Annotated in this window: 21 protein-coding genes; 5 read left to right on the forward strand and 16 right to left on the reverse strand. The window is 62.0% G+C overall.

What is annotated here, in order from left to right; genetic code table 11:
• Positions 1-324: 324 nt before the first annotated feature.
• Positions 325-2,865 carry an EAL domain-containing protein gene (locus ACTJKT_RS12390; protein WP_440787277.1) on the reverse strand — a complete coding sequence of 847 codons (2,541 nt, stop codon included), beginning with the start codon at positions 2,863-2,865 and terminating at the stop codon, positions 325-327.
• Positions 2,866-3,329: 464 nt separating this feature from the next.
• Between ACTJKT_RS12390 and ACTJKT_RS12395 the strand changes: the two genes are divergently transcribed.
• From ACTJKT_RS12395 to ACTJKT_RS12410, 4 genes are all read left to right on the forward strand, one after another.
• Positions 3,330-4,271 (forward strand): LysR family transcriptional regulator, encoded by a 942-nt coding sequence (locus ACTJKT_RS12395; protein WP_440787278.1) that lies wholly within the window; start codon positions 3,330-3,332, stop codon positions 4,269-4,271.
• Between the two features lie 133 nt (positions 4,272-4,404).
• Positions 4,405-6,054 (forward strand): GMC family oxidoreductase, encoded by a 1,650-nt coding sequence (locus tag ACTJKT_RS12400; protein ID WP_440787279.1) that lies wholly within the window; start codon positions 4,405-4,407, stop codon positions 6,052-6,054.
• Positions 6,055-6,070: 16 nt separating this feature from the next.
• Entirely contained in the window at positions 6,071-7,525 is a 1,455-nt protein-coding gene (locus tag ACTJKT_RS12405; RefSeq protein WP_440787280.1) for an aldehyde dehydrogenase family protein, read from the forward strand.
• Positions 7,526-7,583: 58 nt separating this feature from the next.
• Positions 7,584-8,579, forward strand: a complete 996-nt coding sequence (locus ACTJKT_RS12410) for an amidohydrolase family protein (protein WP_440787281.1) — start codon at positions 7,584-7,586, stop codon at positions 8,577-8,579.
• A 432-nt stretch (positions 8,580-9,011) separates the two neighbouring features.
• On the opposite strand, the gene ACTJKT_RS12415 is transcribed toward ACTJKT_RS12410, so the two are convergent.
• The 10 genes from ACTJKT_RS12415 to ACTJKT_RS12460 all read right to left on the reverse strand — a co-directional run bounded on the left by ACTJKT_RS12415 (position 9,012) and on the right by ACTJKT_RS12460 (position 16,034).
• Complete coding sequence (locus ACTJKT_RS12415; protein WP_440787282.1) at positions 9,012-10,439, reverse strand: restriction endonuclease; 1,428 nt, start codon at positions 10,437-10,439, stop codon at positions 9,012-9,014.
• A 391-nt stretch (positions 10,440-10,830) separates the two neighbouring features.
• Complete coding sequence (locus ACTJKT_RS12420) at positions 10,831-11,451, reverse strand: dihydrofolate reductase family protein (protein WP_440787283.1); 621 nt, start codon at positions 11,449-11,451, stop codon at positions 10,831-10,833.
• A gap of 199 nt (positions 11,452-11,650) precedes the next feature.
• Entirely contained in the window at positions 11,651-11,935 is a 285-nt protein-coding gene (locus tag ACTJKT_RS12425) for a DUF3077 domain-containing protein (RefSeq protein ID WP_440787284.1), read from the reverse strand.
• A 494-nt stretch (positions 11,936-12,429) separates the two neighbouring features.
• The gene (locus ACTJKT_RS12430) at positions 12,430-12,663 is read right to left on the reverse strand and encodes a DUF7683 domain-containing protein (protein ID WP_440787285.1); all 234 of its coding nucleotides are present in this window, start codon (positions 12,661-12,663) and stop codon (positions 12,430-12,432) included.
• Positions 12,660-12,938 carry a pyocin S6 family toxin immunity protein gene (locus tag ACTJKT_RS12435; RefSeq protein ID WP_440787286.1) on the reverse strand — a complete coding sequence of 93 codons (279 nt, stop codon included), beginning with the start codon at positions 12,936-12,938 and terminating at the stop codon, positions 12,660-12,662. The genes ACTJKT_RS12430 and ACTJKT_RS12435 overlap by 4 nt, the downstream gene beginning before the upstream one ends.
• Before the next feature lie 61 nt (positions 12,939-12,999).
• Complete coding sequence (locus ACTJKT_RS12440; protein ID WP_440787287.1) at positions 13,000-13,239, reverse strand: pyocin S6 family toxin immunity protein; 240 nt, start codon at positions 13,237-13,239, stop codon at positions 13,000-13,002.
• A gap of 12 nt (positions 13,240-13,251) precedes the next feature.
• Positions 13,252-14,340 (reverse strand): colicin E3/pyocin S6 family cytotoxin, encoded by a 1,089-nt coding sequence (locus ACTJKT_RS12445; RefSeq protein WP_440787288.1) that lies wholly within the window; start codon positions 14,338-14,340, stop codon positions 13,252-13,254.
• A gap of 159 nt (positions 14,341-14,499) precedes the next feature.
• On the reverse strand, positions 14,500-14,997 hold the full coding sequence (locus tag ACTJKT_RS12450; RefSeq protein WP_097303177.1) for an RES family NAD+ phosphorylase: 498 nt from the start codon (positions 14,995-14,997) through the stop codon (positions 14,500-14,502).
• The gene (gene parS, locus ACTJKT_RS12455; protein WP_440787289.1) at positions 14,997-15,593 is read right to left on the reverse strand and encodes a type II RES/Xre toxin-antitoxin system antitoxin; all 597 of its coding nucleotides are present in this window, start codon (positions 15,591-15,593) and stop codon (positions 14,997-14,999) included. Before parS ends, ACTJKT_RS12450 begins: the two co-directional genes overlap by 1 nt.
• 126 nt (positions 15,594-15,719) lie before the next feature.
• Positions 15,720-16,034 (reverse strand): hypothetical protein, encoded by a 315-nt coding sequence (locus ACTJKT_RS12460; protein ID WP_440787290.1) that lies wholly within the window; start codon positions 16,032-16,034, stop codon positions 15,720-15,722.
• Between the two features lie 414 nt (positions 16,035-16,448).
• Between ACTJKT_RS12460 and ACTJKT_RS12465 the strand changes: the two genes are divergently transcribed.
• The gene (locus ACTJKT_RS12465; RefSeq protein ID WP_124304861.1) at positions 16,449-17,282 is read left to right on the forward strand and encodes a DeoR/GlpR family DNA-binding transcription regulator; all 834 of its coding nucleotides are present in this window, start codon (positions 16,449-16,451) and stop codon (positions 17,280-17,282) included.
• Between the two features lie 21 nt (positions 17,283-17,303).
• Here ACTJKT_RS12465 and ACTJKT_RS12470 read toward each other — a convergent pair whose 3' ends face one another.
• The 5 genes from ACTJKT_RS12470 to otnK all read right to left on the reverse strand — a co-directional run bounded on the left by ACTJKT_RS12470 (position 17,304) and on the right by otnK (position 22,261).
• Positions 17,304-17,717, reverse strand: a complete 414-nt coding sequence (locus ACTJKT_RS12470; protein ID WP_440787291.1) for a hypothetical protein — start codon at positions 17,715-17,717, stop codon at positions 17,304-17,306.
• Between the two features lie 167 nt (positions 17,718-17,884).
• Positions 17,885-18,667 (reverse strand): 2-oxo-tetronate isomerase, encoded by a 783-nt coding sequence (gene otnI, locus ACTJKT_RS12475; protein WP_440787292.1) that lies wholly within the window; start codon positions 18,665-18,667, stop codon positions 17,885-17,887.
• 19 nt (positions 18,668-18,686) lie between these two features.
• Entirely contained in the window at positions 18,687-20,153 is a 1,467-nt protein-coding gene (locus ACTJKT_RS12480; protein WP_440787293.1) for a GntT/GntP/DsdX family permease, read from the reverse strand.
• Between the two features lie 171 nt (positions 20,154-20,324).
• Positions 20,325-20,972, reverse strand: coding sequence for a 3-oxo-tetronate 4-phosphate decarboxylase (otnC, locus tag ACTJKT_RS12485; protein ID WP_440787294.1), 648 nt, complete (start codon positions 20,970-20,972; stop codon positions 20,325-20,327).
• Positions 20,969-22,261 (reverse strand): 3-oxo-tetronate kinase, encoded by a 1,293-nt coding sequence (gene otnK / locus ACTJKT_RS12490; protein WP_440787295.1) that lies wholly within the window; start codon positions 22,259-22,261, stop codon positions 20,969-20,971. The genes otnC and otnK overlap by 4 nt, the downstream gene beginning before the upstream one ends.

Genomic DNA, 22,261 nt, shown 5'->3' on the forward strand with positions numbered 1-22,261 from the left:
CAGTGTCCCTGGATTGTTTTCCCTCCCCACTAAAGCCCACAAAAATACCGCTGACAAATGATTTTCCAGCATCACATCAGTCGCTTAGGGAATAGGCCTGCGGTTTAAAGTTTTAAAAACTCGACACACTAGCAAAGTGCTATTTTCCCATAGACCATAACTAAAACCCTGTCAGGATTAGTTGGTGTACACGGAGAAAAATAGAAGTTTCCTACAGGCTAATAACTTGACTTAAAGACAATACTCTTCAAATAGCCCTACCGTTCCTGGCGCCCGGCAGGCCTTAGTCTTTGATGGCGGTGCAGGCCCGAATCGTCCCGCCGGCTAACTGTGCCAACCCACAAACCACTGCCCGAACACCCGCGCCGGCATGGGCGAGGAAAACAGCTGGCCCTGCCCCACGTCATAACCCCGCGCCTGCAGGATGTCGCGCTGCGCGGCGTGTTCGATGCCCTCGGCGACCACCCGCAGGGACAGGCCCTTGCCGATGCCGATGACCGCCTCGCTCAAGGCACGGCAGGTGGCGTCGTGTTCCAACTCCTCGACGAAGCTCTGGTCCAGCTTCAGCTCGCTGATCGGCAAGCGCCGCAGATAGCCCAGGCTGGAATAGCCCGCGCCAAAGTCATCGATGGCCAGGCGCACGCCCAGGGTATGCAGGTCCTGGATGGTTTGCTCGGTAGTCGGGCTGCTGCACAGGAACACGCCCTCCGTCACCTCCACGCACAGGTCCGCCGGCTGCAGGCCACAGCGCTGCAACTGGCGGGCGATCAGGGCCGCCAGGTTGAGGTTATGGAAGTTGATTGGCGACAGGTTGACCGAGATGGACGGCACCCGGATCCCCGATCGGCGCCAGCGCGCCAGTTGCTCGCAGGCCTCGCACAGCACCCACTGGCTGAGGTAGTTGATCAACCCGCATTCCTCGGCCAGCGCAATGAATTGCGCCGGCGGGATATTGCCCAGGCTCGGATGCTCCCAGCGCGCCAGCGCCTCGACCCCCACCAGGCCATTGGTGTGCAAATCGATCTGCGGTTGATAGACCAGGTGCAGGCCGTCGCTGGTCAGGGCCTGGCGCAGCGCCGTCTCCAGCTGCAGGCGCTGCTGGGCGAGCTGGTCCATCTCCTCGAGGAAGAACCTGAAACCACCGCGTTCGGTACGCTTGGCCTGGTACATGGCGATATCGGCGCAATGCAGCAGGCTTTCCATATCCTGGCCGTCGCTGGGGTACAGGCTGACGCCGACGCTGGCCGAGGGAACCATGGCAGTCCCGGCAATATCGGCCGGGGCGCCCAGGGTCAGCATCAGGCGTTCGAGAAAGGCCGTGACCCGGGTGGCGTTCATCCGGGGCAGCACCAGCACGAACTCGTCGCTCGACAGCCGCCCGACGATGTCCGACTCGCGCAGCACGCTGCGCAGCCGTTGCGCCATGACCTGCAGCAGCTCATCGCCCGAGGCATGCCCGAGGGCATCGTTGACCTGCTTGAAGCGATCCAGGTCGACATACAGCACCGCCAGTTCGCCCTGCTCCAGGGCGACCTCGGCGAGGCTGCGGTTGGCCTCGGCCAGCAGGGCGCTGCGGTTGGGCAAGCCGGTCAGGGCGTCGGAGCAGGCCATGCGGCGGAGCGACTGGCGCGCCTCCTCGCGTTCCAGGGCCAGCATGCACAGGTGGGTCCCGGTCATGATCAGATGGGCATGGGTGGTATCGGGCTTGCGGCTCTCCCTGAAGTACAGGGCAAAGGTCGCGCAGACCCTGCCGCCGCTGTTGCGCACCGGCATCGACCAACAGGCCCGCACCCCGGCCTGCTGCGCCAGCCAGCGGTAATCGGCCCACAGCGGATCGGTGTCAATATCGCTGACCAGCACCGGCTCGCCGCGAAAGGCCGCGGTACCGCAGGAGCCAGCGGCAGGCCCGATCGGCAGCCCCTCCATGGCCCTGGAGTAATCGGCCGGCAGGCTGGGGCTGGCCAGGTGATGCAGCAGCCCTTGCGGGTCCACGCCAAGTATCGAGACGACGGCCTCTGGCGCCAGGCGCTCGATTTCCTGGCACAGCAGAGTCAACACGTTCTCCAGGGGCTGCTCTTGCAACAGCGCACCGATGACCTTGTCCTGCAGCACTTCGGGCAGCCTGGAACGGGTGATGTCGGTGAACACTATGACGATGTTGCCGATCCGCCCTTTGGCGTCGAACACCGGCGCCGAGCAGACCTGCACCCACAGCCGCTGGCCGTTGCGCTTGCTGACCAGGCCGCAGGCTTCATGGGGCTGGCCACTGAGGATGCTCTCCAGGTGCAGCTCGTCGGCCTGGGCCTCCCCCGGGGTATCGGTGACGAAGAACATCTGCGGCGAGCGCTCCAGCAGTTCCTCGCGGGAATACCCGAGCAAGCGCACCAGCCCGTCGTTGATGTAGATCAGCCGGCCGTCGGCGTCGACGATGCAGGTGGCCGAGCTGCTGGCGTTGACCGACATCGACAGCAAGCGCTGCTCGATATCCTTGAGCCGCGTCTGGGTCACGTCCTTGAAAAAGGCGGCATAGAGAATGCGCCCCTGCAGAGTGATTTTCGAGATCGCCATCGCGCCCCAGCGTTCTTCGCCATCCTTGCGGGTGATGCAGACATCGCGGCTGGTGCCGATGATCTTGTTGACCCCGGTTTCGCCGTCGTTCCGCGAGCGGATGGGGATCGGCACCAGCGTGCTGACCTCGCTGCCCAGCACCTCGCGCCGTTGACAGCCCCAGAAACGTTCGGCCGCCGCGTTGAAGAACACCACGAGGTTGCGATCGTCAATGATCACCACGGCATCGTTGGCCTGTTCCAGGGTCTGCACGAAAAAGTCCGCCGCCTCTTCTCCGGTCGTAGACCCGACGCTCATATCCATTGCCGCCACTGCATGCATGCCATCACGGTCGTCGTCCCTGATCACCCTTGAAGCGCCCTTGAGAGCCCTCGAACTGGAGGGGCCGGTCCTCGAAGCCACACCCGACACGGCTCAGCGACACTGAGAAACGCGCTTTTACCCGGGCGAGCAGGACATCAGGCCAGCGGCGTGGACATGAATCTTTTAGGCCATCGACCTGAAATTAGAGAATAGCCGCGAAGTGGCCGGCCCACGGAAAACCGTGCGAACAACGCCAAACTTCGGCAACACCAGGCAATCCGGGCGCCTGCCCATCGGCAACAGCCGCCCCCGCCTATCGCCCCGGGTGGCGATTTCGTCTCTGACCATTTCGCCACTTGCGTTGTCCGATACGCTTGGCTTCTCATGGCGCCCCTGAGCACCACGCGAACCTGCGTGGTTCTTTTCAGGTTCTTCAACCCAGGGCAACAGGAGTGGCGGTGAATAAATTCTCGGACATGAGCACCTTCGTCGCCGTCGTCGAGGCGGCCAGTTTTTCCGAAGCCGGACGCCGCCTGGGGACCACCAAGTCGCTGGTCAGCCAACGCATGCAACAGCTGGAAAAGCGCCTGGGCGTGGTGTTGCTGACCCGTGGCCGGCCGCTGAAGCTGACCGAGGCCGGCCAGCTGTTCTACGCCGATTGCACGCGCATCCTGCGGGACCTGGCGCGCGCCGAAGAGTCGGTGCAGGACCGCCAGGCCAGCCTCGGCGGCACCCTGCGCCTGGCGGCGCCGATGGCCTTCACCCCGCGCTACCTGGCGCCGCTGCTGGCGCGCTTCGCCCTGCAATACCCGCAACTGTGCGTGGACATGGAAGCCCAGGACAAGGTCGCCAACCTGCAGGACGGCCATTTCGACGTCGCCATCCGCCTGGGCAACCTTCACGATTCCTGCCTGGTGGCGCGGCCACTGACCGAGAACCGCCACCTGATCTGTGCCAGCCCCGACTACCTGGCGCGCCAGGGCACCCCCGAACACCCCGGCGACCTGCAGCAGCACGACGGCCTGATCTACTACAACCGCGAGCCGAACGGCATGTGGAGCCTGCCGCTGGACGGCGCGCAGCACTCGTTCCGGGTCCGGGTGCGGATGCGTACCGACTCCGGGCATCAGTTGCTCGAAGGCGCGCTGGCCGGCCTGGGACTGGCGATTCTGCCAACCTTCCTGGCGGCCGACGCCCTGATCGACGGCCGGCTGGTGTCGGTGCTGGACGACTATGCGCCGTCCGGCGGGCACATCTCGGCGGTGTACCTCAAGACCCTGAAAACCCCGCCCAAGGTCCAGGCACTGATTCAATTTCTCGGCGAGGAAATCGGTCGCCCGGCGCCCTGGGACGCGGCTTTGATCGCTCGCGGATTGTTGCCGCGCGGCTCCACCGCCTGACTGCGCGGGGCCCGACGCCTGGTCCAGTAATACTGAACCAGCGGTTCACTTTAGAGTGGCTGTCGCTCAACCCAAGCGCACCTTAGCCTCAGCTTCCATCTGACAGGCATTCGCCTGCTATGGGAGATGAGCGATGAGTCACCACCAACCAGAAAACCCTTCGCGCCGCAAACTGCTGGCCCAGACAGTCGCCGGCTCGGCGACCCTGGCAATAGGTTCCATGCTGGGCGCCGGTCCCGCTTTCGCGGCAGCCCCGCAAGGCGCCAACGGCAAGCGCGACGGCAGCGCCGGCAACCCGGTCGACGTGCTGATCATCGGCGGCGGTTCGGCCGGCGCGGTCATGGCCAGGCGCCTGAGCGAACGCGGCGAGCGCCAGGTGCTGCTGCTCGAAGCCGGCCACGTCTACGGCACCCGCGACTACCCGAAAGTCATCGCCAGCAGCGACAGCGTCGGCGGCGATGCCAGCAGCGACTGGGGCTACCAGACCCTGCCCGGTTATATCGGCCATCCGATCCACGCGATTCGCGGCAAGGTGCTGGGCGGCAGCTCAGCGGTCAACGGCGCGGTGGCGATCCGCGCGCGCAAACAGGACCTGGTCAACTGGAACCTGCCCGGCTGGTCCTATGAAGAACTGCTGCCGTCGTTCAAGAAGCTGGAAAAACGCAACACCGGCAGCACAGAGCTGCATGGTCACGACGGCCCCCTGCCGGTGCACCAGTTGACCCGCAATGACATCAGCCCCATGCAGCGGGCCTTCGTCGAGGCGACCATCGCCAACGGCTACCACGCGGTCGACGACTTCGACGGCCCCGATGCCAACGGCGTCGGCCCCTACCCGATGAACATCGTCGACGGCGTGCGGGTCAACACCGGCATCGCCTACCTCGACAATGCCGTGCGGGCCCGCGGCAACCTGCAGATCCGCGGCGACGTGCTGGTGGACAAGGTGCTGTTCGACGGCCGCCGCGCCACCGGCGTGCGCCTGGCCAGCGGCGAAGTCATCCATGCGAATGAGGTCATACTGTCCGCCGGCACCTACGGCAGCGCAGCCATTCTGCTGCGTTCCGGCATCGGCCCGCGCGAGCATCTGGCGTCGCTGTCGATCCCCCTGGTCGCCGCCCTGCCCGTCGGCCAGCGGCTCAAGGACCACCCCTTCTACTACAACGCCTATGCCGCCCGCCCCGAACTGATCGGCAAGCAGTCCCCGGTGATCGGCGCCAAGCTCTGGACCCACAGCTCCACGGCGAAAAATGGCGACCTCGACCTGCACATCACCGCCACCCACCTGTTCCCCCACGACCAGAGCCCGACCAAGGTCGGTTTTGTCCTGGCCGTGGCCCTGACCCGCCCGCTGTCGGTGGGCAGCCTGAAACTGGCCAGCCGCGACCCGGCCCAGGCGCCGCTGATCGACCTCAACTTCCTGGCCCAGGCCGAGGACCGCGCCCGCCTGCTGGAAGGGGTGAAGCTGGCGCGCAAGATCGGCCAGACCGCACCGCTGAAGGACCTGATCCACTCGGAACTGAACCCGGGCGCCCAGGCCAGCAGCGACCAGCAGATCGAGCAGTCGATGCTGGCCACCCTCGACACCTACCACCACCCCACCTCCAGCGCCCCGATGGGCCATGCCGGCGACCCCGGCGCCGTGGTCGACCTGGAGGGCCGGGTACACGGCGTGCAGGGCCTGCGGGTAGTCGATGCGTCGATCTTCCCGGACACCATCTCGGTCGCCACCAACGTCACCACCATCGCCACCGCCGAATACATCGCGCGCCGCTACAGCTGAGCCGGAGAACACTGCCATGACCATTCACAACACCCTTGCCAAACACTGGATCGACGGCGCCTGGGTCGACTCGACCGAGCACCGCGAATCCATCGACCCGGCCACCTCCAAAGTCATCGGCCACTACGCCGATGGCGGCGGCGCCGAGGCCGATGCGGCCATCGCCGCGGCCGTGCGCGCCTTCAACAGTGACTGGACCGACGACAGCGCGTTGCGCGCCCGGGTCATCGACGAGCTGGCCGCCGCGTTCGAGCGCAATAGCGAGGCGCTGGTCGAGCAACTGGCGCTGGAGAACGGCAAGATCAAGCCCGAAGCCCACTTCGAAGTCAGCATGGTGCCCTCCAAGCTGCGCTACTACGCGGCCCTGGCCCGCACCGAGCGCGGCCACAGCGGCACCCCGCGCCCCGACGTACTGTCCATCGTGCTGCGCGAACCCATGGGCGTGGCCGGCATCATCGTGCCGTGGAACTCGCCGGTGGTGCTGATGGTGCGTTCGCTGGCACCGGCCCTGGCCGCCGGCACCACGGTGGTGATCAAGATGCCGGCGCAGACCGCGCAGACCAATGCCCTGATCGCCAAGGTCATGTCCGAGGCACCTTCCCTGCCGCGCGGGGTGATCAACCTGTTCACCGAGTCCGGCGGCGAAGGCTCGCGCCGCCTGATCGCTTCGCCCCAGGTGCCGGTCATCAGCTTCACCGGTTCCTCCGCCACCGGCCGCGCCATTTCCGCGGTGGGCGCGCAGTCGCTCAAGCGCTTCGGCCTGGAGCTGGGCGGCAAGACCCCGCACCTGGTGTTCGATGACGCCGACCTCGATGCCGCCCTGCCGGTCCTGGAAAAAGCCCTGACCGTATTCGCCGGGCAATTCTGCATGACCGGCTCGCGGCTGCTGGTGCAGCGCGGCATCGCCGACCCGCTGCGCGAACGCCTGGCGGCGCGCCTGCAAGCAGTGCGGGTCGGCCCGGCATCCGACCCGCGCAGCGACATGGGCCCCTTGATCGACAAGGCCAATGTGCAGCGGGTCGACCAGGCCGTCGAGGCCGCGATTGCCGCCGGCGCCAAGGTCATCGTCCGCGGCGGGCCCGCCACTGACGGCGAACTGGCCAACGGCGCCTTCTACCGCCCGACCCTGCTGGAAGTCAGCGACTCGAAGCTGGACATCGTGCAGAAGGAAACCTTCGGCCCGGTACTGACCCTGCAAGTCTTCGACAGCGAAGCCGAGGGCCTGGCCCTGGCCAACGACAGCGAATACGGCCTGGCCGCCGCCATCTGGACCCGCGACACCAAACGCTCGCTGCGCGTCGCCCGCAAGGTGCAGGCCGGCACCGTGTGGATCAACGACTGGGCCAAGGTCTACGACGAATTCGAGGAAGGCGGTTATCGCCAGTCCGGCCTGGGCCGCCTGAACGGCGCCGCGGCCATCGACGATTTCATCGAATACAAACACATCAGCCTGTCGACCGCCGAGGCCTAGGCCCAGGCCTCAGTCGACCCGCCACGTACCTGTTTATCCTTAAAGAGGTGACATCAGCATGAAAGGCAAAATCGTACTCGAGGAACACGTCAGCACCGAGCTGAACAACAGCCTGTGGGATGCTTCCGGCGAAGCCACGCGCAATGGCCGGGCCTATATGGCGGATGTGGAACGACGACTGCTGGACAGCGACCAGCGCATCGCCGATATGGACCGTTATGGCATCGACCTCGCCATCCTGTCCCTCACCTCCCCCGGCGCCCAGTCGCTGCTCGATCCGCGCCAGGCCATCGCCTTCGCGCAACGCACCAACGAGCAGGTCACCGAACAGTTCGTCGCCCGCCACCCGCAGCGCTTCAAGGCCTTCGCCACGGTGGCCCTGCAATCGCCCAGGGCCGCGGCGGACGAACTGGAACGTGCGGTAAAGGATTACGGCATGGTGGGGGCACTGATCAACGGCTACACCAACATCGGCAACGCCGATACCGCGCAATACCTGGACGAACCGCCGGTATGGGAGTTCTGGGAGCGGGTCGCGGCGCTCAACGTGCCGGTCTACCTGCACCCACGCGAACCGCTGCCGAGCCAGCGACGGATCTACGAGGGCTATCCATCGCTGGTCGGCTCGGCCTGGGGCTTCGCCCACGAAACCGCCACCCACGCGATCCGTCTGATGCTCAGTGGCCTGTTCGACCGTTACCCCAACCTCACCATCATCCTCGGCCACCTCGCCGAAGGCCTGCCGCTGATGCTGCCACGCCTGGAACACCGCCTGCACATGCAACGCGAAGGCGAAGGCCTGGGCAACGTAAAAAAACCGGTCAGCCACTACTTCAGCCACAACTTCTACCTGACCACCGCCGGCCACTTCCACACCAAGGGTTTGCTGGATTCCATCAGCGAAATCGGGGTCGATCGGGTGCTGTTTTCTGCGGACTATCCGTATGAAAGCATGGCGACGGCGAGCAACTGGTTTGATCAGGCGCTGATCAGTGAGAACGATAGGGAGAAGATTGGGCGGGGGAATGCGCGGAGGTTGTTTGGGTTGAAGTAATAATAGGGTGCAGGTATTGGGGGGCCTGGATGCCTGCGTTGCAAATCCTTTCGCCTATATCTCTCGGCGCGCTCCTGCCCAGATAGATATCTACTTCAAAGTCCTCCTGAAACCGGAGCAGTTGGCCACCTGCGCCAGCTGCTCCCACCACTAGATCGAACGCCTGTTTATGGAACAACTGGACAGCACACCGTAACACTACTGCGCCTATAGAGCTGTTGTAGCTCGATGTGCTTATGGTTTGTGGGTTTGTTTCACCTGACCATTTCAGCAAACGACCAGGAATGAAAGTTTGTGACTGGCGACTACTGGCGAGAAGCGAATACCACCTTCCACAAAAAAAAGATTCAGATGGTGAGTTCTGGCAGTATCATCACGACGAACCCTTATATTTGTATCTTTCGATATTCTGGACTAAAAAACACCCAAAACCTATTGAGCTAACGAAAACCCTAGCGCATTAGCTACTGACTCTTTTGCTAGACCAACAGGCTGCCAAGTCTCAGTAAGCGGCATAGAAAGACACTGTAGCGACGGATCAATAGAAATCAATCTTTCAACATAATCCGCCTCTACAACATTTATTGAAACCAGAAGCTCTAAAAAACTAACACTCTTTACCTCCACATACCTCCGATCCTCTGCATCAAAGTTCAACATAAGCACTCTCACGGCCTCCCTAAGTCGCTGTTCCTCCCCCGACTTGGCTGCCAGAATCGACAAGGCATACTCTTTCGAAATATTTGACTTCAACCCAGACGGACAAAAACAGAGGAGAGACGCATAGTACCCTCTCTCAGCAGTACGACCAGTCAAAGCTATTTCAGCAAGCGATAATGCCTCGCGCAGACCATTTCCTCGATGGGTACAATCTTCCCTCTCCTCATATTTTTTTATCGCGTGAAAAAGCTCCGCCATAGAGACCGAACTTAAATCAATTAAGATATCTTCACCTCTATCAATAAGAGTTCTACCATAACAATAAATAGCCTGAGCACATCTCAAATCCCAGAACGACCAAACAACGCACAAACTCTTCAGACCAACTCTATTTCCGCCAGAGCAAATATCCCTAACCAACCCTATATCCCAACTCGGAAACAAACCTTGAGGAAAAACATCACTATCTTGAGTAAAGGCTGGACGCAGGAAAGATCCAGGAACGACCAAGCAAAAGTCTTTGATACGCTCCATAAACACATTGGAGAAGGCTTTTTCAGTTGCTAACTCATTAGCAAGCAATATTAAATCTTCGGTAGCAGCATTCGCAGCCTCAAGATTACCTGCCATATAATGAAAAGTTGTCGGAATACCTTCTATTCGAGAAACACCTCCCCCACTAACCACATGATCTTTACTATACTCAGAAAACGGAAGCACTAATGCTGTAGCAATCCTAGAAAAGCTTTTAGGAAACCAGCGAAATGCGAGTATCCAACCAGCTGAAGAAGCAGTGGCAATCAAATTTCGCTCAATATCTTCACTATCAAAAATCTGATATTTGAAAGACGAATTATTAGCAGCCGTCTGCCTTAATTTTGATTCTAAACCCGACGATGGTTCGGGCGAATAAAACCCAACAAACTTCTGACACCCCCACTGTTGCATATCTCCAAGAGGAGCTTTTTCATCGTCGCGCGGAATGGCGCCTCTAGCATAGTTCTTACAACTTATAAGCCAGCGTTCAGCCCCCACTCTAATTACAATATCTGCACCACCATCAGGGCCTCGTCCGACTGTCTTTTCAACTACAGCACCATAAAGGGTAACAAAGAAATCCTTTGCAAATTTTTCAAAAGCGCTAACATCCGAAGATGGAGCTTTAGATGGGGGAATCTCGAAAAAATCCAATAATGCCACTAGATATCACCATAAAAAAATAAAACCATCTTACCTTAATACAACCACACCAAGCATGCACCTAATCATTTAAGAGTTGAACACAGCCGACCAGAGCACCTATAAAATCGAGCATTTCACTTACCCCCTCTACTGCCTACCCCTTACTCACTCTCTACAAAAATCATCTTACTTGCTGTCACCTTACTGCACCACCTATAACTTACGACAATAGATACGCCATTGCTCCCTATATCGACCAGCAAACTCAAAAATTAAGAGCATTCGAGAGATGGGGAATAAATCTACTACTGGCATTTTCACTCGACCACATATCTGCCCCAGTCAAGGACGAGGCCCACAAAAGATCTAGGCCTTGAGCAACTTGTCAGACGTCACTGGCTTTTCCTAATCAATCTTCGAACATTCCTGTGCGCACCTCACCACTGCGAACGTAGTGGGCAATCAACACCCCGCCAGGAGTACTCGTCAAGCTCACCAAAGTGAAAGCCGAAGCTTGTGCCTGGTCGTCGAACAGGCGCTTGCCGCGTCCCAATACGATGGGATGGATCATCAGCCGAAGCTCGTCCACCAACCCGGCGGCAAGCAGTTGGTGCACCAGATCGCCGCTACCCTGGGTCAGCAGGTGGGCGCCGTGCTGCTGTTTGAGGACCTGTATGGCGTCGGCAAGGTTTCCTTTCAGCGCATGGCTGTTGTGCCAATCAAGCGTATCGGGACTATGGGTGGCGACGTGTTTGGGCACGCGGTTGAACAGGTCGGCGATGGCGCTGTTGCTTGAACCGGCCTGTATGTGCGGCCAATACCCGGCGAATATGTCGTAGGTGCGCCGCCCCAACAGCAAGTCGAACGGCTGCGAGAACAGCTTCTGTATGGCCCGGCCGAAGGCTTCGTCGGCGTAGGGCACTATCCAGCCACCGAAGCGGAATTCGCCGCTGGTGTCTTCGTCAGGCCCGCCGGGCGCTTGAATGACGTTATCCAGACTCATGAAAGCGGCAACGATAAGCTTACGCATGGTCTTCTCCTCGTTCGTCTGCGTAAAAGTGCTCAGGCAGGGAGCGCCGACGATCATTGCGACCCATCGGCGTCACTCCCTGAAAGATAGTCGAACCAGACTCCGGGAAATCGACAGTGCGGTTCCGGGGTGACCACTCTAAAAAACGCCGTTTCCCTGCCACCCAGAAACGGCGCCCTTCCCAACATCCGCCTACCTGTTAAACCTGCAACACCTCCTCTTCCCTCAGCCCCAACCCCACATCATCGATTACCGCCTTACCCATCTCCGCCAGAAAGTGCGCGGCCCAGGCGTAACGTTCGCCCTGCTCCTCCATGGCAGCGTCCAGGACGAGTTTCTTGGCGTAGTACAGCAGGGTCGAAGCGTGTTCCAGGGCTTGGTGCAGAGGTACGTCGGCGTTGACGCGAAACAGGGTTTGATCGCCATCGCCGCAAGGGCCGAAGGTGACGAAGCCGAGGGTTTTGACTGGGGTGGAGGTGCTCATAGCGCACCTCCTTTTACCCCGTTGAAGCGACCACGATTTGCGGAGGTTTTGATAGCGCACATGATTGAAACTCCCATATCAAAGTGAGAGCTGCCACGTTCGTTACCAAGCGAATGGGTGGCAGCTGCGCGCAGGTTGGTAAACCGGAGATACAGGAACCCGGCAGGGACGAGCCCTCCCACGCACAGCCGCCATTGCACGAGTGTGCAGGCACAGAAAAAGCGCCTGCAATAGTGAAATGGGGCACTGTTACGCCTGTATCAAAACGGGTTACCAAGCCCAATCGCTGAGTTGGCAGCGACGATCAAAGGCTAGTTCCGGGCTCGATACGGAGCAACGACAAAGGCGTGGCAGTTTATGTCTAACCCATCGTCTTGGAAATATGTGTACTGCGGTAAGTCATGGAGAGCCGCGCTCTGCGCGCGGTAATGAGGTGTCGACCTATCGGCGTTTATCCGGAATGGTCGCAACTGGAAGCACAAACGCCTCAGCACTCAACTCAGGTTGCAAGTGAGTTGGAAGATGTAGCTTGGGTCGTAAAACGCCCTACCGACGAGCTTCTCAATAGCAGCTAACTGGCCACAACTGAGGGTGTAACCCTCGTCACCTCGCTGAGGAGACGACCACTCCATAATCTCAGCCAGATGAGCATCGCACCTGTGCGGAAGGTCTATCTCAAAAGCTAAAAATTCGGTTTCTTTATCGAAAGCTTCAACGGCATATCTCACGGTTCGACCTCGCGGACTTTAACCATGCCCTCCCCCGAAGCCTCAACCCCAATAAAAATATCAAGATCATCCGGAATGGATTCATTGATCAAAGCAGCGATCTGCTGAACCTGCTCCGCCGTCAACAACCACTCCCCGCTTGCCATTGCATTAAGGCTTTTATGACCCAGTAGAGACACAATCTGCTGTTCAAATTCAGATGAGACTTTCAACTGATACTTCAACGAATCGTCCTCATCGTCCCCAGGTAAAAAGCCAGTAAGACAGAGGTACATAGGCGATATCCCAATTTCAATATTGACCGGTGTTCTGCCAGGTATCGACCCAGCAGCGGCACTACGCAATGACACCAATAAACAAATCGAGGTGATCGGGTAAGGACTCTTTGATGGCAGATGCTATCTGTCTGACCTGCTCCTTGGTTAGCGGTAGCTCGCCATCGGCTTCGGCTGCCAAGCTCTGCCAACCCAATATTTCCATTACGGTCTGTTCAAATTCAGATGAGACTTTCAGCTTGTACTGCAATGAGTCGTCGTTAGCTTCGTCAGGCAGAAAACCAGTGATGCGCAAATACATAAAAACTCCTTTTCATTTAGGTGTGGTTCTTCCCGGCTGTGCCGGTTTGGTCTGCTCGCCGGAAACAGAGTCATATTCTCCTAAGTGCTTGCCCTGCTTGTCGTAAAGCTCAACCGCTCCATGCTGGCTATCCCACTCGTAGATCCGCCCCTTGCGGTCCTTCCAGCGTGGACGTTTCTTCCCCCCGCCCTGAACGCTACTTTTGGATTTAACCTGCTTAGCATCTGGGAAAGCCAATAGCTCGTCGGGGGCTGGATAATAGCTATGGTCCCCCGGAACACTCAGCGAAATATAAATCGGCTGAATACCCGTGTTGGGAAACCAGATGATTGCGTCTTGGTAGTCGGGTGGATGCACTGGGTTGACCAGTATCTTATCGGCCTGCTCAGTGGGAGGAAAAACCCATGTCCCCGGCTTCAACGAGGCGCCTTCCAGCGCGGGGGTGCCTAGCACGGTGTCTGGATCGGCTGCCGGAGTCCATATGAGCTCAGTTCCGTTCCCCAAATCCGCTACCCGTTGATCGCCACGGCTCTTCGCTTCGATGACAGGCACCTTCTGCCACTCTGCCTTGGTCCCGGTATAGAACCCGTAAACACTCACAGAACCATCCGGCAGGTGTTTTACGTTGACTCGTACGCGGGTGTTCCCTTGGCTCAACTGCGCGTATTGCTCGGAGGTATAGAACGCACTGTCAGCCGAAGTATCGTCAGGCAGCAGTAATGCCGCGAAACCCACAGCCGTGGAACCCGCCAAGGCCAAGGTGCCGCCAAGACGGGTTACCAGTTCCGAAGCACTACCCGAACCACCCACCCATTGCAGTGTTGTGCCGCCTGCGGTTATCGCGGAGTCAATACCCAGTACCGCAAAGGTGCCGTACTGCTTCAGCGACTCAACAGGTACGAAGCCGCCAGGGTTGCTGTGGTTTATCACCCCATTGGGCAGGGTGCAGGACTTGGCGAAGACACAGCCAACAGGGCCAGTTTTTGCCTCTGGCTTGGCTGGCAGGTCGTTGTATTCAGCCCAGCGCTGCTCACCGAGATCGACAGGCTCCACGCCTCTATTGCGATAGCCCTTTGGGGCGTTGGGTACATAGCCGCTCATCCGTGTCCGCTTCCGCATTGCCCATAAAAAAGCCTCCGGGAGGAGGCGAATAGTTGCAGTTAGCGGCTGGACGTTACCCTGAAGGACGGCAGCAGGTATTTAGGAGAATTCTGAACTGAAGACCTCAAAGGTCTCTTTGTGATGCGCGCTGAAAGTCCCTCACCGCTCCGGCGGACTCAACCGCCCATCCAGCGCAAAGCGCTCCTGCAACACCAGTTCATACAACCCCGTGGCCAGCAGTGGGTTGATCAGCAGGTTCCAGCTATGGCGCGATACGCTGGAGGGGATCAGCACGAAGGGGTGCTGTTCCAGCAGGCTGGCGCCGAAGGCTTGTTGGCTGTGGCTGGGGGTGCCGGGGATCAGCCAGTTGGGGTTGGGGATGTCTTCGGGGCGGACGGTGTGGACCCGCGATGGGTCCAGCACCCGGGCCGCGGTCAGGGTGTGGGGCAGGCAGTCTAGGGCCTTGAAGCCTTTGTGCACCGCCACTTCCAGGATGGCGGTCGAGGCGTCCAGGCTGGCGTACACCACTTGCAGCCCCTTGGGGTTCCAGCGGCCGCCGCTGCCTTCGGCGCCGATGCCGCTGTTCCAGGTCGAGGCATGCCGGGCCTGGTCGAGGCGCCAGAAATGCAGGGACGGAGCCAAGGGGTCGGTGAGCATCAGTAGACCCCGAACTCGAGCCGGTGCAGAAAGTCCGTCACCAGTTCATAGCCCACCGGGTTGGCCAGCAGGTCGATGGGGACTTCGCCGTCCAGGCCCAGGGCCGGCTGGGTCATCCAGTCTTCGGCCAGCGCCCGGGAGCCCAGCACCGCCTCGGCCTTTTCCAGCACTTGCGCGTAGTGCAAGGCGCGGGCGCTCTGTTCGGGGGTCAGGGCCTGGTCCTGGTTCTTCAGCCGCCGCGCCAGGGTGCGCTCGGAAAACCCAACGATCTTCGACAGCACGTTGTAGCGTTTGAAGGCCTCGACCGACTCCACCAGCTCGATCACCGCGCCGAGGGAGAACCCCAGTTGGGTGGCCCTGAAGACCGCCATGGGGTCATCGGCGTCGGTGCCGGGCAGCAGCCCGCGCACCATGGGCGAAGGCAGCGCATAGACAGCCGCCTCTTCGCGCAGCAGGTTCACCTTGGCCTTGGGGATGCGGCTTGCGGAGGGCTTGCGTGGCTCGACCTTGGCGATGGCCTTGGGCGCAACGCCCTTGACCTTCTCGGCCTTGGCTGAAGGTTTCACGGTGGCGGTATTTTTGGCTGCGGCGGTCATGCTCATCTCCCTGCCTGATGACAGATGGCATTAATCTTAATGCCATTTGGCAAAAGAAAGAACCGCCAGCTTACCAACGGTCGTCAGGCCCCGGTGACGCTTCGCCGGCATGCGCCACGGCGCCGCTCAGCCCTGCGCCCTCTCCAACGCCCGTTTGATATCCACGGTGGCAACCGCAGTGCCCTCCAGCCACAGGCTGTTGTCGGCAAGACGAATGCACAGGCAGACAGCCTTGCGATCTCCGGGGTACTTGCGCAACAGCAGCTCCACTGCCGCCGTCGATGGCGAACTGGACACCAGGTCCCACGGCCCGCCGCTCAGGTCCAGCAGCACCCGGCCATCGCGCCCATCCACCACCTTGGGCGCGTACAACCAATGGCTCATGCGCATTTCATGGGGCTCGACGCTGATTGTCAGGTGTTCATAACGTTTGGGGTCCATGACCGCTCCTTGGTAACCGCTTGTACACGCCATTCTGTAGGAGCGAGGCCTGTCCGCGATAGCGTCATGCGCAATACCGGGGTACCGCGTTATCGTTCATCGCGCGCAAGCTGCGCTCCTACAGAAGAAGCATGCGCAATCTTGTAGGAGCGAGGCTTGCCCGCGATAGCCGTCACGCGCAATACCGGGGTACCGCGTTATCGTTCATCGCGAGCAAGCTGCGCTCCTACAGAAGAAACACGCGCAATCTTGTAGGAGCGAGGCTTGCCCGCGATAGCCATCACGCGCAGTGCCNGCGGGCAAGCCTCGCTCCTACGGGAGAAACCGGGTGCGTGTGCTTCTCGTCCATACCTCGCGGATTCGCTACTATGTCCGCCAGTTACCCGCCTTCTGCCCAGCCACTCCGGAGCCTCAATGCCCAACCCCAAGGACATCGCCAGCGATAGCGGCGCCCCGATGATTCCCGAGCAGCGTCGCGAGCTGATTTTGCGCCAGTTGCGCAAGCATCAGGTGTTGAGCGTGCATCAGTTGATGGAGATGTTCGACTGCTCGCACATGACGGTGCGCCGTGATATCGCGCTGCTGGAGCAGGAAGGCCGGGCCTATTCGGTGACCGGTGGGGTGCGCATCGCCAGCCAGTTGCACAGCGAGCCGAGCCACCAGAGCAAGGCGGTGGTCGAGCTGCCGCAGAAGCAGGCCATGGCCCGGTTGGCGGCGCGCTTGCTGCACGCGGACATGACGGTGTACCTGGACGCCGGCACCAGCACCCTGGAGATCGTGCCCTATATCAAGGCGCTGTCGGGCATGACGGTGGTGACCAACGACTTCGGCATCGTCCAGGCGCTGATGGAGGCGCCGCAGGTGACGGTGATCCACACCGGCGGCCAGCTCGACCACGACAACCATTCCTGCGTCGGCGGGCTGGCGGTGGCGACCCTGCGTCAGGTGGTGACCGATATCGCCTTCATGTCCACCAGCTCCTGGGACCTGCGTCGCGGCATCACCACGCCGTCGGCGTTGAAGGTCGAGGTCAAGCAGGTGGCGATGCAATCGGCGTCCCAGGTGGTGCTGGTGGCCAGCAGTTCGAAGTACGGCACTTTCAGCATGTACCGCATCGCCGGGCTGGAGCAGTTCGATGTGATCATCAGCGACGACGACCTGGCCCAGGCCGCGGCGGACGGGATTCGCAAACAAGGAGTGGAATTGCTGCTGCCGTCCGACCTGCAAGCCGTAGCAGCGAAAGACTGACAGCCGCTGCGCGAGTGCGGCTCACTGGTGCTGCTTTCTGAACCACAGCACGCAGGCGATATCCCGCAGGTCTTCGCTCAAGCCGTCGAGGGCGACCCGAGTGGTTCGGCGAATGCGCCGCAGCCACTCCACCACCGCGCACAGGGTGGCGAAAAAGAACAGCAGCACAAACAGTTGCCAAAGGCCGAAGCCCTGGTCCAGCCCCTGGGCGCGGAAGTGGTTCCACAGCCAGAGGCCGCAGGCGGCGCTCAGCACCACCAGCAGCACGCTAGCGATATTGATCCACTGGCCAAGCATGGTGGTGCGCCGGGCGCGGCGGTAGTCGCGCTCGATGCGCTCCAGGGTCAGGGTGGGAATCTGTTCCCAATGCAGGTCGTGCGGACGACAAGGCGCGTCGTCCAGGCCCGACTGGTCTACGAATATCGACTTGCCCATGCTCCCCTGCTCCTTGATGGCACCAGTGATGGCCCTGGCGACAGGGAGCCAATGTACCCGCAGGTGGGAGATGAAGGCCGACACCTCCAGAAATGTTCAGATTCCCGCAGAATCACGGTTCCAGGACGGCGTGCGCCTGCAAGTAGCGCCACCGCCCCGCCCGCTCCTCAGAAGGCTTTCCAGTCCCGCAGCCATTGCAGGCCGGCCGAGGTATCGCCCCGCGGCCGGTACTCGCAACCGACCCAGCCGTCGTAGCCCAGCTGGTCCATAAGCGCGAACAGGTAGGGGTAGTGCAGCTCGCCCAGGTCCGGCTCGTGGCGGTCCGGCACGCCGGCGATCTGGATATGGCCGATGCCGGCGAAGTCGCGACGCAGCTTGGTCGCCAGATCGCCCTCGACGATCTGGCAGTGGTAGCAGTCGAACTGCACCTTGAGGTTGCTCGCGCCGACTTCCTTGCAGATCGCCTGGGCCTGGTCCTGGCGGTTGAGGAAGAAGCCCGGCATGTCGCGGGTGTTGATCGGCTCCAGCAGCACGGTGACGCCGACCTTGGCCGCCTGGGCGGTGGCGTAGGCCAGGTTCTCCAGGTACACCGCGTGATGGCGCTCGCGCAGGCTTTCCGAGGGCAGCAGGCCGGCCATCACATGGATCCGCAAGTTGCCCAGCACCGCGGCGTATTCCAGGGCGCGGTCGAAGCCGGCGCGGAATTCCGCCTCGCGCCCCGGCAGGGTCACGGTGCCCCGCTCGCCCGCCGCCCAGTCGCCGGGCGGTGCGTTGAACAGGGCCTGGACCAGGCCGTTGTCGCTCAGGCGCTGCTTGAGTTCCTCGGCGCTGTAGTCGTAGGGGAACAGGTATTCCACCGCTTCGAAACCGTCGGCCGCGGCGGCGGCGAAACGGTCGAGAAACCCGTGTTGCTGGTAGAGCATGCTTAGGTTGGCAGCAAAACGAGGCATGTTGGCTCCTAAAAACGGCTCAGACAAAAGGCCAGATCAGCAAGGTAATACAGAAACCCAGGGTACCGAGCAAGGTGGTGATGACGGTCCAGGTGCGCAGGCCGTCGGCCACGTTGAGCCCGGCGAGCTTGGTGAAGATCCAGTAGCCGGCGTCGTTGATATGGGACATGGCCAACCCGCCACCGCCCATGGCCAGGCACAGCAGCGCCATGTGGTTGGGGGTCAGGTCGAGGGTGGCGATCAGCGGGCTGATGATCCCGGCGGTGGTCACCAGGGCCACGGTGGTCGAACCCTGCACCGCGCGCAGGAGCATGGTCAGCAAGAAGCCCAGGGCCAGCACCGGCAGGCCGGTGGTGCGCAGCAGGTCGGAGACCACCGCGCCGATCCCGGTGTCCACCAGCACCTTGCCGAACACCCCGCCGGCGCCGGCGATCAGGATCACCATGGCCACGCCCGGCAAGGCCGAGCCGATCACGTCCGACACCTGGCTGCGGCTCCAGCCACGGCGCGAACCCAGCAGCCAGGCACAGAGCAAGGTATCGATCAGCAGCGCCACCAGCGGCGCGCCGAGCACGGTCAGCACACCGCGCAGGGCCGATTCGGCCGGCAGCAGCGAAGTGGCCAGGGTGCCCAGCAGGATCAGCACGATCGGCAGCAGGATCAGGCCGACGATCAGGCCAAAACCCGGTGCGGGGGCCGCTGGCAGCTTGGCGACTATGGCGCTGGTGGACTCTTCCAGGCCCATATGGGACACGGCCAGCGCCGCCTGTTGCGGGTTCTGCTCATGGCCGTTGCCATTGGTCCAGGCCAGCAGGTCCTCGTTGGTCACGTGGGGGCCATAGACTTCGGCGCGGATGTCGTCGGTCATCGGGTAGAAGCGCCGGGTCATGCGCCCGGCCACGCGGTAGCCGACGTAGCACAGGAAAGCGGTGATCGGCAGGCCGAACATCAGCACCCGGCCCAGGTCGGCACCCAGCTGGCTGGCCGCGGCCACGGCGCCCGGATGGGGCGGCAGGAACGCATGCACGGTGAGCAGCGCCGCGCACATCGGCAGGGCGAACACCAAGAGCGGCTTGCGCGCCCGGCGGGCGACGCCATAGGCCAGCGGCATGAGGATGATCACCCCCACTTCGAAGAACACCGGCACGCCGATGATGAACCCGGCGATGGTCAGCGCCAGCGGCGTGCGGCGGTTGCCGAAACGCTCGATCAGGGTCTTGGCCAGGGCCTCGGCGCCGCCGGACAGCTCGATGATCCGCCCGATCATCGCGCCGAGGGCAATGATGATCGCGATATGGCCGAGGGTCTTGCCCATGCCGCCTTCGATGGTCGCCACCAGGTCGGCCGGTTTCACCCCGGCCACCAGGGCCACCAGGATGCTCACCAGCATCAGCGCGACAAAGGGCTGGAACTTGTACTTGAGCACCAGGAACAGCAGCAGCGCGATGCCCGCGCCGGCCGTCAACATCAGGATAAGCGGGCTCATTGCGCGGCCCCTCCCTCAAAGGTGGAAGCGGCGGTGAAACCAAAACAGCTGCAGTCAGGGAACGTCATGCTGGGATGTCCTGTTGTTATTGTTTTTTCAGGCAAGCCGGGGCCGTCGAGAGCCTGACGACGGCTCCCGGGCAGTACTTGCAGTGTCGTTTACAGCGGCGCGCTACCAGTGCGCGCCGAAGGTCTCTCGCAGCTCATCCAGGGCTGCCTGATCCAGCGGCGCGGGCTTGGGGTTGCTCATCAGCCAGAGTCGCGCGGTTTCTTCCAGTTCTTCCAGGGCGTAGCTGGCCTTGGCCACCGAGCTTTCCCAGACCACCGGCCCCAGGCGCTCGAGCATCACCCCGCGCACGCTGTTGGCCAGTAACGCCACCTGCTCGGCGACCTTGGGCGAACCCGGGCGCTGGTAGCCGATCAGCGGAATGTGCCCGACCTTCATCACCTGGTACGGCGTCAGCGGCGGCAGGATGTCGTCCGGCCGCCATACGCCGGCCAGGGTCAGCGCCACCAGGTGGGTGGAATGGGTGTGCACCACGCCACCGACGCTCGGGTTGCGGTCATAGACCTGGCGATGCAGGGCCAGGGTCTTGGATGGCTTGTTGCCGGACACCCACTCCCCCGCCAGGTTGACCTTGGCGATGGCGGCCGGATCGAGGCGGCCGAGGCAGACATCGGTCGGGGTGATCAGCCAGCCATCGTCGAGGCGCGCGCTGATATTGCCGGCGCTGCCCACGGTGTAGCCACGCTGGTAGAGGCTGCGACCGACGTCGCAGATCTCTTCGCGCAGGGCCTGTTCCCTTGCCGCGGCGCTCATTGGTCACCTCCGGCCAGTTGCTTGAGGGCCTTGGCGAAGAAGTCGCGGCTACCGAAGTTGCCGGACTTCAGGGCCAGCGCCAACGGCTCGGCGGAGTTGCTGAGGGTGGCCGGTACGCCCGGGTCGATCTGCGCGCCGATCTGCAACAGGTTGACCCCCAGCGCCTTGACCACCGCACCGGAGGTTTCGCCACCGGCGATCACGAAGCGGCGCACGCCGTTCTGGCGCAGGCCCGCGGCAATCTCGCCCAGGGCGTTCTCCACCAGCGCGCCGGCGCGTTCGACGCCGAGCTGCTGTTGCACCGCCTTGACCTCGGCCGGGGTGCTGGTGGCGTAGATCAGTACGGTTTCGTCACTGTCGCGGGCAAAGGCCAGGGCCTGCTCCACCACCGGTTTGCCGGCGGCCAGGGCCATGGGGTCGATGCGCAGGGCCGGACGATCGGCCTCCAGCCAGGCCGCGACCTGGCCGATGGTGGCCACCGAGGCGCTGCCGGCCAGCACCACTTCGCCGCCTTCAACGGTCGGCAGCGACGCCGCATCGAAGTCGCGCAGTTTGCCGGCGCGGCGGAAGTTGCCCGGCAGGCCCAGGGCCAGGCCCGAGCCGCCGGTCAGCAGCGGCAGGTCGGCGCAGGCGCTGCCCAGGGTGTAGAGGTCCTGATCGGACAGCGCATCGGCGATGGCCATGCCGATCCCCTGCTGGCGCAGTTCGGCGATCTTCGCCCGCACCGCCTCGACGCCCGCGGCAATGCTGTCGTAGCGCAGCAGGCCGACTTTCAGTTGGGTCTGGGCCTGCAGCACGCGCACCAGGTTGGCGTCGGTCATGGGCGTCAGCGGGTGATGCTGCATGCCCGATTCGCTGAGCAACTGGTCCTGGACGAACAGGTGGCCACGAAAAATGGTCCGGCCGTTTTCCGGGAACGCCGGACAGGCCAGGGTGAAATCACTGTTCAGGGCCTTGAGCAGGGCCTCGCTGACCTGGCCGATATTGCCGGCGGCGGTGGAATCGAAGGTCGAGCAGTACTTGAAGAAGATCTGCTCGCAGCCTTGCTCGCGCAGCCAGTCCAGGGCGGCGAGGGATTCCTCGACCGCCTCGGCAACCGGCGTGGTGCGCGACTTGAGGGCGATGACGATGGCGTCGGCATCCAGCCCGGCCGCCACTTCGCGGCTCGGGATGCCGATGCTTTGCACCGTGCGCATGCCGCCCCGCACCAGCATGTTGGCGAGGTCGGTGGCGCCGGTGAAATCGTCGGCGATGCAGCCCAGAAACGGGCGTGCGGTGGAATCGGTCAT

The organism is Pseudomonas sp. 22526 (assembly GCF_052044735.1).
In the GTDB taxonomy this organism is placed as follows: domain Bacteria; phylum Pseudomonadota; class Gammaproteobacteria; order Pseudomonadales; family Pseudomonadaceae; genus Aquipseudomonas; species Aquipseudomonas piscium.